Origin of the sequence: Streptomyces sp. NPDC004539 (assembly GCF_040610055.1) — a bacterium.
Lineage (GTDB): Bacteria > Actinomycetota > Actinomycetes > Streptomycetales > Streptomycetaceae > Streptomyces.
The window spans coordinates 80843-94852 of record NZ_JBEXLS010000012.1 but is presented as its reverse complement, the minus strand read 5'-3'; the positions used below and the strand labels follow the sequence as shown (position 1 = coordinate 94852).

Here is a 14010-nt window from a genome sequence, read left to right as displayed (position 1 = left end):
TCACAGCACTCCCATGAGGGGGCCGCCGGGCAGCGGCACGCCGAGCAGGTGGTCGAAGAGGATGTAGGTGCCGAAGGAGAGTCCGGCGGCGATCAGCGGGTCGCGGTCGAAGCGCCTGCTGCCGAGGACGAACGCGGCGCCCCAGAACAGCAGGGCTCCGGCGACGGGGAAGCCGGCGGGTTCGATGAGGACGGCGGCGGCGAGGAACACCCCGGCGAGACCGAGGACCGTACGCCAGTCGGCGGGTTCGGACAGGTCGATGTCCTCCCCGGACTCCGCCTCGCCGCGTCCGCCGCGCAGGACGTCCACGGCGAGCAGGACGGCGATCAGCAGGAGGGCGGCGCCGACGACGACGGGTACGGTCCTCGGGCCGACGGGTCCGCGCTGGGCGATGTCGACGTGCATGGTGAGCGCGTCGGTGAGGACGAGTCCGCCGAGGGCCAACAGCAATGCGCAGACGCCGAGTTCGGAGTGCTCGCGCAGCCAGGTGCGGTTCACAGGCCCAGCTCCTTCAGTACGGACACGACGCGCGCGTCCTGCTCGTCGAGGAACGTGCCGAACGGGTCACCGGTGAGGAAGGCGTCGTCCCAGCCGTTGCGTTCCAGGGACTCCTTCCATTCGGCGGAGGCGTGCAGTTCCTCGAAGAGGGCGACGAGTTTGCCGCGCTCCTCGTCGGAGATGCCCGGCGGGGCCACGACACCGCGCCAGTTGGTGAACTCCACGTCGTATCCGGATTCCTTGAGGGTGGGCGCGTCCAGTCCGGCCACGCGTTTCGGGCCGGTGACGGCGAGGAGACGCAGTTCGCCGGACCTGATCTGGTCGAGGTACTCGCCGACGCCGGAGACCCCGAAGGCGACCTTGCTGCCGAGGATGGAGGCGAGGAGTTCGCCGCCGCCGTCGAAGGGGATGTAGTTGACGTCCTTCGGGGTGATCCCGGCGGCGCGCGCCATCAGCATCGGGGCGAGGTGGTCGGGCCCGCCGGGCGAGGAGCCGCCGCCGACCGGCAGCTTGCCGGGGTTCTTCCGCCAGGCGTCGACGAGGTCGCCGATGGTCTTGTACGGGGAGTCCGCGGCGACCACGACGACGTCCTGTTCCTCGGTGAGGCGGGCGATCGGGGTGGTGTCGGCGAGGGTCTTGGGGGCGTCGTTGGAGCGGGCGGCGCCGACGACGCCGAGGCCCATGGTCATCGCGAGCCTGCCGTTGCCGTGTTCGCTGACGAGGCGGGCGAGGCCGACGGTGCCGCCGGCGCCGGGGAGGTTGAACACCTCGATGTTGCGGGTGAGTCCGGCGTCCTCGGCGTTGCGGGCGGCCGTGCGGGCGGTGATGTCGTAGCCGCCGCCGGGCGTGTTGGGGACCATGAAGCGCAGGCCCGGGATCTGGGTGCCGCTGTCGTCGCCGCTGCCGGTGGCCAGCAGCGGCGGGCCGAGGAGCAGCAGGATCGCGGCCCCGAGCAGGGCGAGCGGGGTGCGCAGGCGCACGTGTGCCACCACCTGTTCGATGTACGGGAGGGGTGCGGGAGTTGGGGTGCCCACAGGGTGCCCGCGCAGCGGGGGTGTGTCGCGCTTGCGGAAGCAGTGGAGGTTTAGGTCTTTGTGGTCAGTCCAGGCCCAGCTGTGTGACCAGCGTCGCGACGAACGCGTCCTGCTCCTCCAGGAACACCCGGAACGCGTCCCCCGTCAAGAACGCGTCGGTCCACCCGCGCCGCGCCAACTCGGCCCGCCACTGCGGGGTCTCGTGCAGTGCGGTGAGCGCCTCGACCCACCGTTTCCGGTCACCGGAGCTGATCCCCGGGGGTGCGACGATGCCGCGCCAGTTGATGAACTCCAGGTCGATCCCGGCGGACTTGAGCGTCGGCACCCCGGGCAGCGCCTCGACCGGCCTGGCCCCGGTCACCGCGAGGACCCTGAGCTGTCCGGCCTCGATCTGCGGGAGGAACTCCCCGAACCCGCTGGTCCCGAAGGACACCGTCCCGTCGAGGAGCGCGGGCAGCAGTTCGCCCCCGCCCCCGTCGTACGACACGTACCGCACCCGTTTCGGCACGATCCCGACCGTCTTCGCGAGCCGCATCGGCAGCAGGTGGTCCGGCCCGCCGGGCGACGACCCGCCGCCGACGGTGACCCGCGCGGGATCGGCGCGCCAGGCGTCGACGAGTTCCCCGACGCTCCGGTAGGGGGAGGCGTCGGGTACGACGACGGCGCTGGCCTCCTCGATGAGGCGGGCGAGCGGGGTCGTGTCGGCGACGGTCGCCTCGGGCCGGGTGAGGTGGGAGGCGCCGACGACGCCGAGGCCCATCTGGAGGGCGAGCCGTCCGTTGCCGCGTTCGTTGACGGTGCGGCGCAGTCCGACGGTGCCGCCGGCGCCGGGCAGGTTGAACACCTGGACGTCGGGGGCGATGCCGGTCCTGTCCATGACGCGGGCCATGACGCGGGCGGTGGTGTCGTAGCCGCCGCCGGGCGTGTTGGGGACCATGATGCGCAGTCCGTCGCGCGATCCGTCGCCGCACGCGGCGGCCAGCAGCAGCGCCGGCAGCGTGAGCCGCAGCCGATTCCTCATGGCACCTCTCTTCCGCGACATGCCCGGTGGGCGCCATGATTGTGCGCCACGCCAACCGGTGAAAACGAGCAGCCGGTGCGATCGAGTGGACGGTGGGTACCACGTTTCGTCGCCACACCCTCGCGGGCGAGATGCTGGTGCTCCAGATGGCGATCGTCGTGGTCGTCCTGCTGGCGGTGGCGGCGATCTCGCTCTCCCAGTCGGAGGCGACGTTCCACCGGGTGGAGGGTCGCCGGGTCGGCGCGCTCGCGGAGCAGCTCGCCGCGAACCCGCTGGTGCGCTCCCGGCTCGCGCGTCCCGCGCCGGAGGAGGCGCTCGCTCCGCTGGTCCACTCGACGCAGGCGCAGTCCGGGGTGACGTCGGTGACGGTCGCGGACGCGGGCGGCCGGGTCGTCGCGGCCACGAACCCGACGCTGGTGGGGCGGATGCTGCCGCTGGGCGCGGCGGCGGGCCGGGGCTGGTCGGGTTCGCTGACGCTGGACGGGAGCCGTGAGCTGGTGGCGCAGGTGCCGGTGCTGGCGGAGACGCGCAGCGATGTCGGCGCGCATCTGGGGACGGTGATGATCGGTGAGGCGTCCCCTACCGTGTGGCAGCGGCTCAGCGGTGCGTCGTCGTACCTGCTGGCCTATCTCGGGGTGGCGGGAGTGCTCGGGATCGCCGGGTCGTGGCTGCTGGCGCGGCGGGTGAAGCGGCAGTCGCTGGGGCTGGAGCCGAGGGAGATCGCGGGGCTCGCGGAGCATCGGGAGGCCATGCTGTACGGGATCGCGGAGGGCGTCGTGGCGCTCGATCCGCAGGCCCGCCTGACGCTGGTGAACGAGGTGGGGCGGCGGCTGCTCGATCTGCCGGAGGACTGTGTGGGGCAGAGTCTGGCCGAGCTGGGGGTGGAGGGGCGGCTGCGGGACGTGCTGGCGGAGGGCGCGGAGCGGCGGGACGAGGTCGTCGTACGGCGTGGGCGGGTGCTGGTGCTGAACCGGATGGCGGTGGCGAAGGACGGGCGGCTGCTGGGGTCGGTGACGACGTTGCGGGACCGGACGGAACTGGCGCGTCTGGAGCGGGAGATCGGGGCGTTCCGCAGTACGTCGGAGCTGTTGCGGGCGCAGGCCCACGAGTTCGCGAACCAGTTGCACACGATCTCGGGGCTGATCCAGATCGGGGAGCAGGAGGAGGTCGTGCGCTACATCCGGGCGTTGAACCAGCGCCGGCAGTCCCTGGACGTGACGTTGAGCCGCCGGGTGCGGGACACGGCGGTCGCGGCGCTGCTGACGGCGAAGGCGTCGCTGGCGGCGGAGCGGAGGGTGACGCTGCGGGTGTCGGAGCGGACGTCGCTGGAGCGGCTGGCGCCGGAGGACGCGGCCGATGTGGCGACCGTGGTGGGGAATCTGGTGGACAACGCGGTGGACGCGGCGGCTTCGGAGGGCGACGATCCGTGGGTGGAGGTCGAGGTGCGGCAGGACGCGACGGGGGTCGAGATCGTGGTGCGTGACTCGGGGCCCGGGGTGGCGCCGGAGCTGGCGCGCGAGGTGTTCACGCACGGGTTCACGACGAAGGCCGCCGAGGGTGGCGAGCGCGGGATCGGGCTGGCGCTGACGCGGCTCGTGTGCGAGCGGCACGGCGGTGAGATCCAGGTCGACGGGGCGGTGTTCACGGCCCGTATGACGGTCAGGGCGGCGGAGGGAGCGGGCCTGTGAGCCGAGTCATCGATGTCCTCGTGGTGGACGACGACTTCATGGTGGCCAAGGTCCACCGCACGTTCGTCGAGCGGGTCGAGCCGTTCCGGGTGGTCGCGGCGGTCGGCACCGGCGAGGAGGCGGTCCGGGCGGTCGAGGCGCTGCGTCCCGATCTGGTCCTGCTCGACCTGTACCTCCCGGACGTGTTCGGCCTGGACGTGATCTCCCGGCTGCGGACCGCCGGTCACGACTGCGACGTGATGGTCATCAGCGCGGCCCGCGAGGCGGACACGGTGCGCGGCGCGGTGCGCCAGGGCGTCGTGGACTATCTGCTGAAGCCGTTCGAGTACGAGGACCTGCGTCCGCGTCTGGAGCGGTACGCGGCGCGCCGGACGCGTCTCCTGGCGGCCGTGGTCCGTGGTCAGGCGGACGTGGACCGGGTGCTCGCGGGGTCGTCGGCGACCGGCGGGGCGCTGCCCAAGGGGATGAGCGTGGAGACCGCGGAGCTGGTGGAGCGGACGCTGCGGGAGGCCGAGGGGGTGCTGTCGGCCACCGAGTGCGCGGCGCTGACCGGGATCTCGCGGGTCAGCGCGCGGCGGTATCTGGAGTACTTCCACACGGCGGGCAGCGCGGAGGTGTCGTTGCGGTACGGGGTGACGGGGCGGCCGGAGCGGCGGTACGGCTGGCGGGTGTGAGCTACTCGCGCAGTCTGGGGGAGGCGGCGAACAGTTCTCGCAGGGTGTCGGTGGCCTTGTCGACGAGTTCCGTCGGGGCGCCGTCGAAGAGGTCGCTCTGGGTGGCCTGTCCGACGGTGACGACGGCGCGTTCGGCGGTGTCGACGCCTTCGGGGGTGAGGCGCAGCCAGGTGCTGCGGGCGTCCTCGGGGTCGGCCTCGCGCTCGACGAGGCCGCGGGCGACGAGGCGGTGGGTGACGTTGGTGGTACCACCGGTGGAGAGCATGAGGACACGGGCGAGGCGGTTGGGTTTCATGCGGTACGGCTCGCCGGAGCGGCGCAGCGCGGTGAGGACGTCGAACTCGGCGGGGGTGAGCTGGAAGTCGCCGAGCCGGCGGCGCATCACGGCCTCCAGTTCGGCGGAGAGGAACAGAATCCGCTTGGTCAGCTCCGTCGAGGCGAACACGGACTCGGGCAGTTCCGTGCGCCAGGCGTCGATCCAGGTGTCCACGGGGTCGGGTGTCGTCGTCACCTTCGCACTGTAGACCATTGCTGTCCGGATAGCTTTCCCGGCAGCGTTCGGTCAGGGCCGTCGGCGGTGACGGCTCAGTGTTCGTCGACGAGGCCCGCGTCGTGCGCGAGGACCGCCGCCTGGACGCGGTTCGCGCAGCCGGTGCGGGTGAGGATGCGGCTGATGTGGGCCTTGACCGTGCCGGCGCTGAGGTAGAGCCGGTCGGCGATCTCGGCGTTGGAGAGCCCTTCGGCGAGCAGGCGCAGGACGTCCAGCTCGGCGGGGGTCAGGTCGGCGAGGCGGCGGTGGGCGGTCTCGGTGTCGCGGCCGGAGCGGACGTGCCGGTCGAGGAGCTGCCGGGTGATGCGCGGGGCGAGGACCGGTTCGCCGCGGGCCGCGAGCTGGACGGCGCGGATGAGGTCGGCCGGGCCGGTGTCCTTGAGGAGGAAGCCGCTCGCGCCGGCCCGCAGGGCACGGGTGACGCTCGCCTCCTCGCCGAACGCGGTCAGCATGACGACGCAGGTGCGGGGCGCGAGGCGGGCGATGTCCTCGGCGGCGGCGATGCCGTCGCGGCCCGGCATCTGGATGTCGAGGAGGGCGACGTCGATCTCCTGGGTGCGGCACGCCTCGGCGGCCTCGCGGCCGTCACCCGCCTCGGCGACGACCTTGATGTCGTCGGCGTTCTCCAGGATCAGCCGGATTCCGGCCCGCATCAGCGCTTCGTCGTCGGCGACCAGGACTCGGATCATCGGCTCAGTCTATGAGATGCGCGCCATGAGCCGTCCGCGCGTGGTCATTTCAGGACCTCCACGATCAGCAGGATCACGAGGAGCGCCATCGTCGGCAGGACGACGGTCGCCGCGAGGCACCCCGACCCCAGCACGCGGGGCCAGGTGAGGATCTGGTCCGGCACCGGCGTCCACGTCTCGCGGCCACCGGGCTCGGCGAGGACCGCCGTCCCCTCCCCGGGCAGCCGGGCGGCGACCCGGAAGCCGCCGCCGGGCAGGGGGCCCGCCTCGAACGTGCCGCCCAGCAGCGAGACCCGCTCCTGGCACCCCACCAGCCCGCTGCTGCTCCCGCCCTGCGAGCGCGCCCCCGTGCGCGGGGCGGCGTTCGTGACCGACACCTCGACCGCGCCGCCCACCTCCCTGACGGCCACCCACGTGTCCGCGCCGGCCGCGTGCTTCAGGACGTTGGTGAGCCCTTCCCGGACCACCCGGTGGATCGCCTGCCGGGTCCGGAACCCGACCTCGGCCGTGCCGGGCACGGACCAGTCCAGCTCGACGGCGCTCCCCGCGTCCCGGGAGCCGGTGACGAGGGCGGTGATGTCCTCGCGGGTGCCGCGCTCCTCCCCGGCGAGGTCCGTGTGGCGCAGGACGCCGAGGATCTCGCGGAGTTCCTGCATGGCCGTCCCCGCGGTGGTGCGCAGGAGTTCGGCCTGTCCGGTGAGGCCGGGGGCCTGGCGGCCGGCGGCGAGTTCGAGGGCTCCCGCGTGCACGGAGATGAGGCTGAGCCGGTGGCCGAGGAGGTCGTGCATCTCGCCGGCGATCCGGTGGCGCTCCTGCATGCGGGCCGACTCGTCGCTGAGGGCGCGGGCCTGTTCGAGGTAGGCGTTGCGCTCCTTGAGCAGTCTGACGAGGGGCCGGCGCCGGCCGAGCATGCGGCCCGCGAGGGCGGGCAGCACCAGCAGGATCACCGCGGAGCCCGCGCCGCCGCCGAGTTGCAGCAGCCAGTCCTCGGGCCGGAACGCCGTCTTCACCAGGGAGAGGGCAACGACGAGGCCGCAGGAGATCCCGACCACCCGCCACAGCCGCTCCACCCGGCGGGCGGCGGCGAGCACGACGAGCGGCGCGACCGCCATAGTCCACACGTTCTCCCCGACGACCAGGACCGACGCCCCCATGATCGCGATACCGGGCCGCAGCCGGCGGGCGGGCACGAGGAGCACGGCCCAGAGCGCTTCGAGGACCGCCCAGACCAGCTGGACCGGGGGTGCGAGGAACAGCGGCATCAGGCAGAGGAGCGCGGCGAGCGCGCTGAGGAGCTTCTCGCGGACGGCCGTACGGCGGTCGGCGCCGCGTACGGCTGCCCTGATCGCGGTGGCCTCGTCGCGCATTCTCGACACCCGTGCGTCCGTGAGCAGGTGACGCATGTTCTCCCTTCCGGCGGGGTTCTCCCAGGGGGAACGGTAGCCGTCGGGTGTCACGCGCCGAGCAGGGGAGTCAGGTCGGCCCGCAGCGCGACGACGTCGACGTCGAGGAGGCCGACGACCGTCTCGTCGTCGAGGAGGGCGGCCAGGAGGTGGACCGTGCCGGTGGTGGGGGCGCCGTGTTCGGCGGCGGAGAGGCGGGCGACGTCGGTGGCGCGCTGGGCGGCGGGGGTCAGCGCCAAGGGCTCCTCCTCGGTGGTGCCGGTGTCCTCGGGGGCGGGCGGGGCGGCGGCGACGGCGGCCTGGAGCGTGGCCTGCCGGACGCCAAGCCCGCGCAGCAGGTCTCCCGCGGAGTTGGCGGCCGTCAGCTCGGCGGGGAGGGTGCGGCCGTGGACGTGGAGGGTCCGGTCGAGGGCGAGGATGCCCGCGAGGAGGTCCACGGGGCCGGAGACACCCCGGCCGTGCCGGGCCGCCTGGCGCATGGCCTCGGAGTTGACGGCGGCCATGACCGGCGAGCCGTTGACACCGCTGCCCGACATCCACGAACCGAGCACGCGCATCACGGGGTTGCTCCTGCGGCCGAACGCCCCGCCCATCCGCAGCACGCGCATGCTGAAGGGTTCCGGCGCCTCGTCCGGCACGAGGGCCGCGAGCCGCTCCAGGGCGGCGGCGGTGTCGATCCGCTCCAGCGTCATCGCCTCCCGCGCACGCGTGCCGGGGACCTCCAGCAGGGCGCGGGCCACATGCGTCCGGCGCACGGAGAGCGTGCCCTCGGCGCGGGCCGCTTCGAGGGCGTGGTGCAGTACGGCGCGCAACGCCCCGGTCATCCCGGGGAGTTCGGCGGCCCGGGGTTTGCCGGAGCGGTACTGCCACACCGCCTCGTTCCACGCGGCGTCCACCTCTGCGTCCACGACCTCCTCGGCCTCGTCCGTGCTCACCCACCTCCCGCCGGTGGAGAGCGCGCAGATCACTCCGCCGAGCGAGCCGTTCTTCCGCATGCCCTGGGCGATCGCCTCACCGGAGTCCGCCTCGCCCAGCAGGCCCTCCAGCACCGTGTCGGTGCCGACCTCCTTCAGTTCGACCCTGACCGTCACCTTCAGCGCCCGTGCCAACGACTCCACGACGTCCCCGCCGAACTCCGTCGTCATCCCGTCGGTCTGCTGCCCCATCTGCGGCTCCCCTTTCACGCGTCCCTCGTTCACCCACAACGCTAGGGCGGGCGGAACGGGCGCCGCATCGGCCGATCGGCCATCGTGGTGTGCCGATCGGCTCGGGCGAAGGGGGTTCTCACGCGGTCGGGCTCATCCGATCGGCCAGAGCCGTGTCTCGGGGTGGACGTCCGGGAGTTCCGTCCGCCGGTCGCGCAGCCACCGGTCGAAGAAGGCGGCGAGGCATTCCCGCTGGACCATGACCGCCCGCCACGGGGCGATCGTCCCGATGTTCTTGACGACCGTCTCGCGCGGCAGCCCGAGCCGGCGCGCGATCTGCGGTACGAGGGTCTCGGCGTCGGTGAACGTCGCGTGCCGGGCGCCCGTCAGGGTGAGGCCCCGGCGCGGGCCGGTGCTGCGGTGCCACAGGGAGTTCCAGGACGGGACCGTCGTGAGGTCGTTGCCGTCCTCGCCCATCAGGAGGAACGGGCGGTCGAGTCCTTCGGCGGCGACGGTGGAGAGGTTGCCGGGGGTGCTGTCGTCCTGGACGTACGCGGTGACTCCGTCGAGGTTCGCCGCCGCCGTGATCCGGGGGTCGTCGTGCATCGTCTGCAACGCGGTGAAGCCGCCCGCGGAGTGGCCGAACATGCCGATGCGGTCCGGGTCGATCGTGCCCCGCAGTCTCCGGGGCAGTGCGTCGAGGACGCACCGGGTGTCGGCGACCCGTACGGCCACGGTCTTCTTCAGCAGCGCGGTGATGCGGGCCTCGTCGGGGTACGCCTCGCCGTACTCCTGCGGCAGCACCGACTTCTCGACCCTGCCGTCGGGGAACTGGACCGCCGGGCCGTCGTAGGTGTGGTCGATCATGACGACGACGTATCCCCGGGAGGCGAGGTCGTCGCAGAGGGTGGTGCCCAGGGAGCGGGGGTCGCCGGCGCCGGGTGAGTAGCAGATCACCGGGTGCGGGCCGGGGGCCGCCGGGGCGTCCTCGTGGGCGTGGGTGCGGGTCGCCGACCAGTCGATCCGGTCGGCGGGGATGTCCGCGAGGCTGTTCAGCGCGGCGTAGCCCGCCGCCTCGCCGGGGAGCATCTGGGGTGCGGCCGGATGTCCTGCCGTCGTCCTCGCCGGGTAGCGGACGGCGACCATCAGCTCCCGGTACGGGCGGTCCGGCTGCCACGGGTCCCGGCGGGAGCGGTCGATCAGGCGCAGCGACGTCGTCCCCACGGGGTGGGGGCCGCTGGGCGCGGGCAGCGTGAGCCGGAGGCCGGCCGCCGCGCTCGCGGGGCGCGCGGCGGCGAGGAGGGTGGCGGCGGCTGCGGAGAGGACGACGGTGCGGCGGGTGAGCATGGTGGGGGGCTCCTTGTCCGAGGTGTCCCCCCAACCTGCTGGATCAAGGCCGCCGCGACCATCCGACAGGCCGGTCAGCGGTCACGGGGGCTATCCCTACTGTCGGCTCTCAGGGCGTGCAGGTTTCGGCAGCCGTCCACCATCAGGGTCGTACCGACCATGATGGCGAAGACCGAGTACGGCACCTCTGTGATCTCTCCCAAGAGCAACAGCGCCGTGAGCGTCGACCCGACGGCCACCTGTGCGCCGGCGATCAGAGCCTTCCTCACCCCCGCACCAGCCTCGCCGTCACCGTCTTCGGCCGCTGGTACTCGTGCAGCGCCAGCACGCTGAGGTCCGTCCCGTGTCCCGACGCCCCCCGGCCTCCGTGCGGGAGTTCGGCCGTCTGGACGAGGTGGCAGTTCAGCCAGGTCTCGCCCGCGTCGAGGCGGCCCGCCAGTTCAAGGCCGGTGGTCAGGTCCCGGGTCCAGACGCTTGCCGCGAGGGCCTGTGGCACTCCGTTCGCGAGGTGGACGGCGGCGTCCAGGTCGTCCGCCTGCTGGACGGTCAGGAGGGGTCCGAACACCTCCTCCACGACCGCCGGATCGTCGTCGGGGAGGTCGGCGAGGATGCGGACGGGACGCCAGAAGCCGTCCTCCTCGCCCGCCCCGGCGGAGATCTCGCCCGTCAGACTCCGGCGCGCGGCCGAGGACTTGACGATCCGGTCGTAACGGGCCGCCTGGTCCACGTTGTTGAGGGGGCCGAAGTCACGGCCTGCGAGGCGTTGCCGGGCCGCTTCGGCGAGTTCGGCGACCGCCCGTTCGTAGTTCTCGCGCAGGGTGATGACCCGTGCGGGGGCGGCGCAGCTCTGTCCCGCGTTGTAGGCGCAGGCGTCGACGAGCTGGGTCCAGGTGTCGGCGGGGGCGTCGGGGAGGACCAACGCGGGTGCGTTGCCGCCGAGTTCGAGGCTCACCCGGCGTCCGCCCGCGCGGGCGGCGACATCGGCGCCGGCGCGGGCGCTGCCGGTGAAGGCGACCATGTCGACGTCGGCCGCGACGAGGAGCCGCCCCGTCTCACGGTCCCCCGCAACGGCCGTCAGGACACCCGGACCCAGCGCCTCGGCGGCGTGCCGGGCGAGCAGTTCCAGGGAGTCGGGGGTCGTCTCGGCGGGCTTGGCCACGACGACGTTCCCGGCGGCGAGCGCGGCAGCGCAGCGCCAAGCGGCCATCATCAGCGGGTAGTTCCAGGGCACGACGACGCCGACGACACCGAGCGGCTCCCAACGCACCCAGCTCTCGTGCCCGTCGACCAACCGCCCGGCGGCGGGCGCCGATTGGGCGCGCACGGCGGACGCGTAGAACCGGAAGAGATCCGCGACCTGCTCCACCTCCCCCGCCGTCTCGCTCGCCGGCTTGCCCGTCCCGGCGTTCTCCCGGGCGACGTACTCCGCCGCGTTCTCCTCGACCAGCGAGGCCAGCCGCTCCAGCTTCCGTGAGCGTTCCTTGGGCGTGAGCGCCCGCCAACTCGCCAGCGTTGTACGGGCATTGCCGACGGCTTCGGCGACCTCGGGCTCCCGTCCGATCGGCGAGGTGCCTCGGGAGCGGCCGGTGCGGGGGTCGATGAGGGTGGTGTTCACGTGCGCTGTTCTCCCTTACAGGTCATAGGCCCGGAGCCACAGCTCCAGGGTGAGGACGAGCCACAACTTGCCGCCCTGCCGGGGCAGGAGCGTGCCCTCGCCGCGCAGCCAGGTCCGTACGGTGTCGGCCCGGAACAGGCCCCGCTCCCGGGCTTCCCTGCCGAGCAGCAGGTCGGTGCCGAGTTCGCGCAGCGGCCCGCTCAGCCACTGCTGAACGGGGACCCGCATGCCGCTCTTGGGCCGGTCCACGACCGTCTCGGGCAGCAGGTCCCGCACGGCTTCCTTGAGCACCCATTTCTCGGCCGTGCCACGGAGTTTGAGCGTGGGCGGCACGGCGAAGGCGTGGTCGATGACGCGCCGGTCGAAGAGGGGTGCGCGGCCCTGGAGCCCTTGGGAGGCGGTGAGGCGTTCGACCTTGGTGAGGATGTGGTGGGCGCCTTTGGTGCGGAGGTTGCAGTGGAGGAGCTGGTTGAGGAGGTGGGGCATGCGGTCGGGGCCGGTGAGGTAGGGCTCGACGAAGCGCTGCGGCGGCGGTGCCGTCTCCAGCGCGGTGAGCGCGTCGGCGGTGAGCAGGTCGGGGAGGTCGGTCCAGCATTTGCGGTACGAGCGGAGGTAGGCGGTGGCCCGGTCCTCGGACCAGGGGGCGCGAGCGTGCATCTCCTGGACCAGCATCGGGAGGTTCTTCGGCCCGCCGAACACCGGGTCGCCGCCCTCGCCGTTGAGGACGACGCTCAGCCCGTCCCCGGCGACCGCCTCGGCGAGCAGCAGGTTCGGGACGGTGAGCGGGTCGCCGACCGGGCTGTCGAGGAGGCCGGCGGTCTCGGCGAGCCGGGCGGCGACGGCCGTACCGGAGACGGTGAGCACCCGGTGGCGGGTCTGGCAGTGGGCGGCGACGAGCCCGGAGTAGCCGAGTTCGTTGGGGAGTTCGTCGCCGAAGCTGATCGAGTAGGTGTGCACGGGGTGGCCGTGCAGTTTCGCGGCGAGCGCGGTGACCAGGGAGCTGTCGACGCCGCCGGAGAGCAGGACGGCGACGGCCTCGGCCTCGGGGAGCCGCCGCGCGGTGGCCTCCTCCAGGAGCGTGCGCAGCGTCAGGACGGGGGCGGAGTCGGCGGCGGCGTCGATCCGCTCGCGCGGCTCCCAGAACACCGTCTCCGTCGTGCTCCCGTCGGCCGCGAGCCGCAGCACCCGCCCCGGCAGCACCTCCCGCACGCCCTCCAGGAGCGTCTCGTCGCCCGGCAGGTAGGCGAAGGTGAGGAAGGAGCGGACGGCGGAGAGGTTCACGCGTGTGCCGAGCGCGGGCCAGCGGCGCAGCGCGCGCAGCGAGGTCGCGGCGGCCCAGGTCCCGGCGGCGCGGGCGTAGAAGAGGGTGCGGGCGCCGACGTGGTCACGGATCAGGACGACGTCGTCCCCGTCGAGCACCGCCAGCGCGAACATGCCCTCGGCGAGCGCGACACCCCGGGCGCCCAGGCGGCTCCAGCAGCGCAGGAGGAGTTCGCCGTCGGGGACGTCCGGCGCGGTGGGGGCGCCGTCGGCGGCCAGGGCGGCGCGGAGTTCGGGGCGGTTGTGGAGGGTGACCTCACCGACGGCCCGCAGCCCGCCGGCCTCGAACGGGCCGTCCGCGTGACCGGGTTCGCCCGGTACGAGGCCGAGTCCCGGGGCGAGAGGGGTGACGCCCATCGCGGTGAGGTGCGCGGCGCCGGGTGCCGCGCAGACGCAGAAACGCGCCATCGGGAGTGGGTCCTTTCCAGGGGTCCAGGGGGTACGGCTTCGCCGTGTACGAGGCGTGCGGTGGACGGCCGCTGCCGGGGCGTGTCACCCGAAGTCGTCGTCGCTCCACCCGCCGTCGTCGTCCCCCCAGTCACCGCCGTCCCACCCGGCGTCCCCGCCACCGCCGTCACCGCCGGAGCTCGAACTCTGCGCCTGCTGCCGGAGCTGCTCTTCCTCCTCCGGCGTCAGCGACAGCGGCGGGAGGTGCGCGGCCGTCACGGCGAGGCTCGCGATGCCGATCCCGGCGAGCACCGCGCCCATCCGCCCGCCGAACGACGTCCGGTTGACGGTGAGCCGCTCGCCCCTCCCCCACAGCGTGCGGCCGTAGCCGATCTCCCGCCCGTAGGTGACCGTCCCGTCGGCGAGGACCCGCTTGACGATCCCCCCGCCGAGCAGTTCGTCGGTGCCGGTGCCGCCCCGCTCGTCGCGCCACCGCACCACGCCGTCCGGCCATCGGCGGCGCCACTCCTGGCCGCCGTCCTCGTAGGTGCGGTGGACGGTGCCGTCGGCGAGCAACTCGTCGGTGTAGCCGGTTTCGTGTGGCCGGATCATGCGTGTCGGTCCTCGGTCCTCGGTTCG

At 73.3% G+C, this 14010-nt stretch carries 14 protein-coding genes; 2 read left to right on the top strand and 12 right to left on the bottom strand.

Annotated elements, in window-relative coordinates; genetic code table 11:
* The 3 genes from ABZX85_RS24930 to ABZX85_RS24920 all read right to left on the bottom strand — a co-directional run bounded on the left by ABZX85_RS24930 (position 1) and on the right by ABZX85_RS24920 (position 2553).
* Entirely contained in the window at positions 1-498 is a 498-nt protein-coding gene (locus ABZX85_RS24930) for a tripartite tricarboxylate transporter TctB family protein (RefSeq protein WP_355872564.1), read from the bottom strand.
* Positions 495-1478, bottom strand: a complete 984-nt coding sequence (locus ABZX85_RS24925; protein WP_355872947.1) for a tripartite tricarboxylate transporter substrate binding protein — start codon at positions 1476-1478, stop codon at positions 495-497. Before ABZX85_RS24925 ends, ABZX85_RS24930 begins: the two co-directional genes overlap by 4 nt.
* Positions 1479-1596: 118 nt before the next feature.
* Entirely contained in the window at positions 1597-2553 is a 957-nt protein-coding gene (locus ABZX85_RS24920; protein ID WP_355872562.1) for a tripartite tricarboxylate transporter substrate binding protein, read from the bottom strand.
* A gap of 92 nt (positions 2554-2645) precedes the next feature.
* Between ABZX85_RS24920 and ABZX85_RS24915 the strand changes: the two genes are divergently transcribed.
* Positions 2646-4241: an ATP-binding protein gene (locus ABZX85_RS24915; RefSeq protein ID WP_355872560.1), complete on the top strand. Its 1596-nt coding sequence runs from the start codon at positions 2646-2648 to the stop codon at positions 4239-4241.
* Entirely contained in the window at positions 4238-4915 is a 678-nt protein-coding gene (locus ABZX85_RS24910; protein WP_355872558.1) for a response regulator, read from the top strand. The genes ABZX85_RS24915 and ABZX85_RS24910 overlap by 4 nt, the downstream gene beginning before the upstream one ends.
* Before the next feature lies 1 nt (position 4916).
* Here the strand turns inward: ABZX85_RS24910 and ABZX85_RS24905 are convergent, their stop codons facing one another.
* The 9 genes from ABZX85_RS24905 to ABZX85_RS24865 form a co-directional block, all read right to left on the bottom strand.
* On the bottom strand, positions 4917-5426 hold the full coding sequence (locus ABZX85_RS24905) for a MarR family transcriptional regulator (protein WP_355872556.1): 510 nt from the start codon (positions 5424-5426) through the stop codon (positions 4917-4919).
* 74 nt (positions 5427-5500) lie between these two features.
* A complete protein-coding gene (locus ABZX85_RS24900; RefSeq protein WP_355872554.1) occupies positions 5501-6154 on the bottom strand; it encodes a response regulator transcription factor in 654 nt (217 codons plus the stop codon).
* A 44-nt stretch (positions 6155-6198) separates the two neighbouring features.
* Positions 6199-7557 carry a histidine kinase gene (locus tag ABZX85_RS24895; protein WP_355872551.1) on the bottom strand — a complete coding sequence of 453 codons (1359 nt, stop codon included), beginning with the start codon at positions 7555-7557 and terminating at the stop codon, positions 6199-6201.
* A 50-nt stretch (positions 7558-7607) separates the two neighbouring features.
* Positions 7608-8723, bottom strand: a complete 1116-nt coding sequence (locus ABZX85_RS24890) for a hypothetical protein (RefSeq protein ID WP_355872550.1) — start codon at positions 8721-8723, stop codon at positions 7608-7610.
* Between the two features lie 132 nt (positions 8724-8855).
* Positions 8856-10049: a prolyl oligopeptidase family serine peptidase gene (locus ABZX85_RS24885; RefSeq protein ID WP_355872548.1), complete on the bottom strand. Its 1194-nt coding sequence runs from the start codon at positions 10047-10049 to the stop codon at positions 8856-8858.
* A 74-nt stretch (positions 10050-10123) separates the two neighbouring features.
* Positions 10124-10318 (bottom strand): hypothetical protein, encoded by a 195-nt coding sequence (locus ABZX85_RS24880; protein ID WP_355872546.1) that lies wholly within the window; start codon positions 10316-10318, stop codon positions 10124-10126.
* Complete coding sequence (locus tag ABZX85_RS24875) at positions 10315-11664, bottom strand: aldehyde dehydrogenase family protein (protein ID WP_355872543.1); 1350 nt, start codon at positions 11662-11664, stop codon at positions 10315-10317. Before ABZX85_RS24875 ends, ABZX85_RS24880 begins: the two co-directional genes overlap by 4 nt.
* Before the next feature lie 15 nt (positions 11665-11679).
* Complete coding sequence (locus ABZX85_RS24870) at positions 11680-13392, bottom strand: asparagine synthase-related protein (protein ID WP_355872540.1); 1713 nt, start codon at positions 13390-13392, stop codon at positions 11680-11682.
* 84 nt (positions 13393-13476) lie between these two features.
* Positions 13477-13983, bottom strand: coding sequence for a hypothetical protein (locus ABZX85_RS24865; RefSeq protein WP_355872537.1), 507 nt, complete (start codon positions 13981-13983; stop codon positions 13477-13479).
* Positions 13984-14010: the final 27 nt, after the last annotated feature.

Excerpts from the sequence above, each read along its gene's own strand:
- ABZX85_RS24920 (WP_355872562.1), bottom strand. The coding sequence starts at position 2,553 with ATGAGGAATCGGCTGCGGCTCACGCTGCCGGCGCTGCTGCTGGCCGCC.
- ABZX85_RS24900 (WP_355872554.1), bottom strand. The coding sequence starts at position 6,154 with ATGATCCGAGTCCTGGTCGCCGACGACGAAGCGCTGATGCGGGCCGGA.
- ABZX85_RS24895 (WP_355872551.1), bottom strand. The coding sequence starts at position 7,557 with ATGCGTCACCTGCTCACGGACGCACGGGTGTCGAGAATGCGCGACGAG.
- ABZX85_RS24890 (WP_355872550.1), bottom strand. The coding sequence starts at position 8,723 with ATGGGGCAGCAGACCGACGGGATGACGACGGAGTTCGGCGGGGACGTC.
- ABZX85_RS24885 (WP_355872548.1), bottom strand. The coding sequence starts at position 10,049 with ATGCTCACCCGCCGCACCGTCGTCCTCTCCGCAGCCGCCGCCACCCTC.
- ABZX85_RS24870 (WP_355872540.1), bottom strand. The coding sequence starts at position 13,392 with ATGGCGCGTTTCTGCGTCTGCGCGGCACCCGGCGCCGCGCACCTCACC.
- ABZX85_RS24865 (WP_355872537.1), bottom strand. The coding sequence starts at position 13,983 with ATGATCCGGCCACACGAAACCGGCTACACCGACGAGTTGCTCGCCGAC.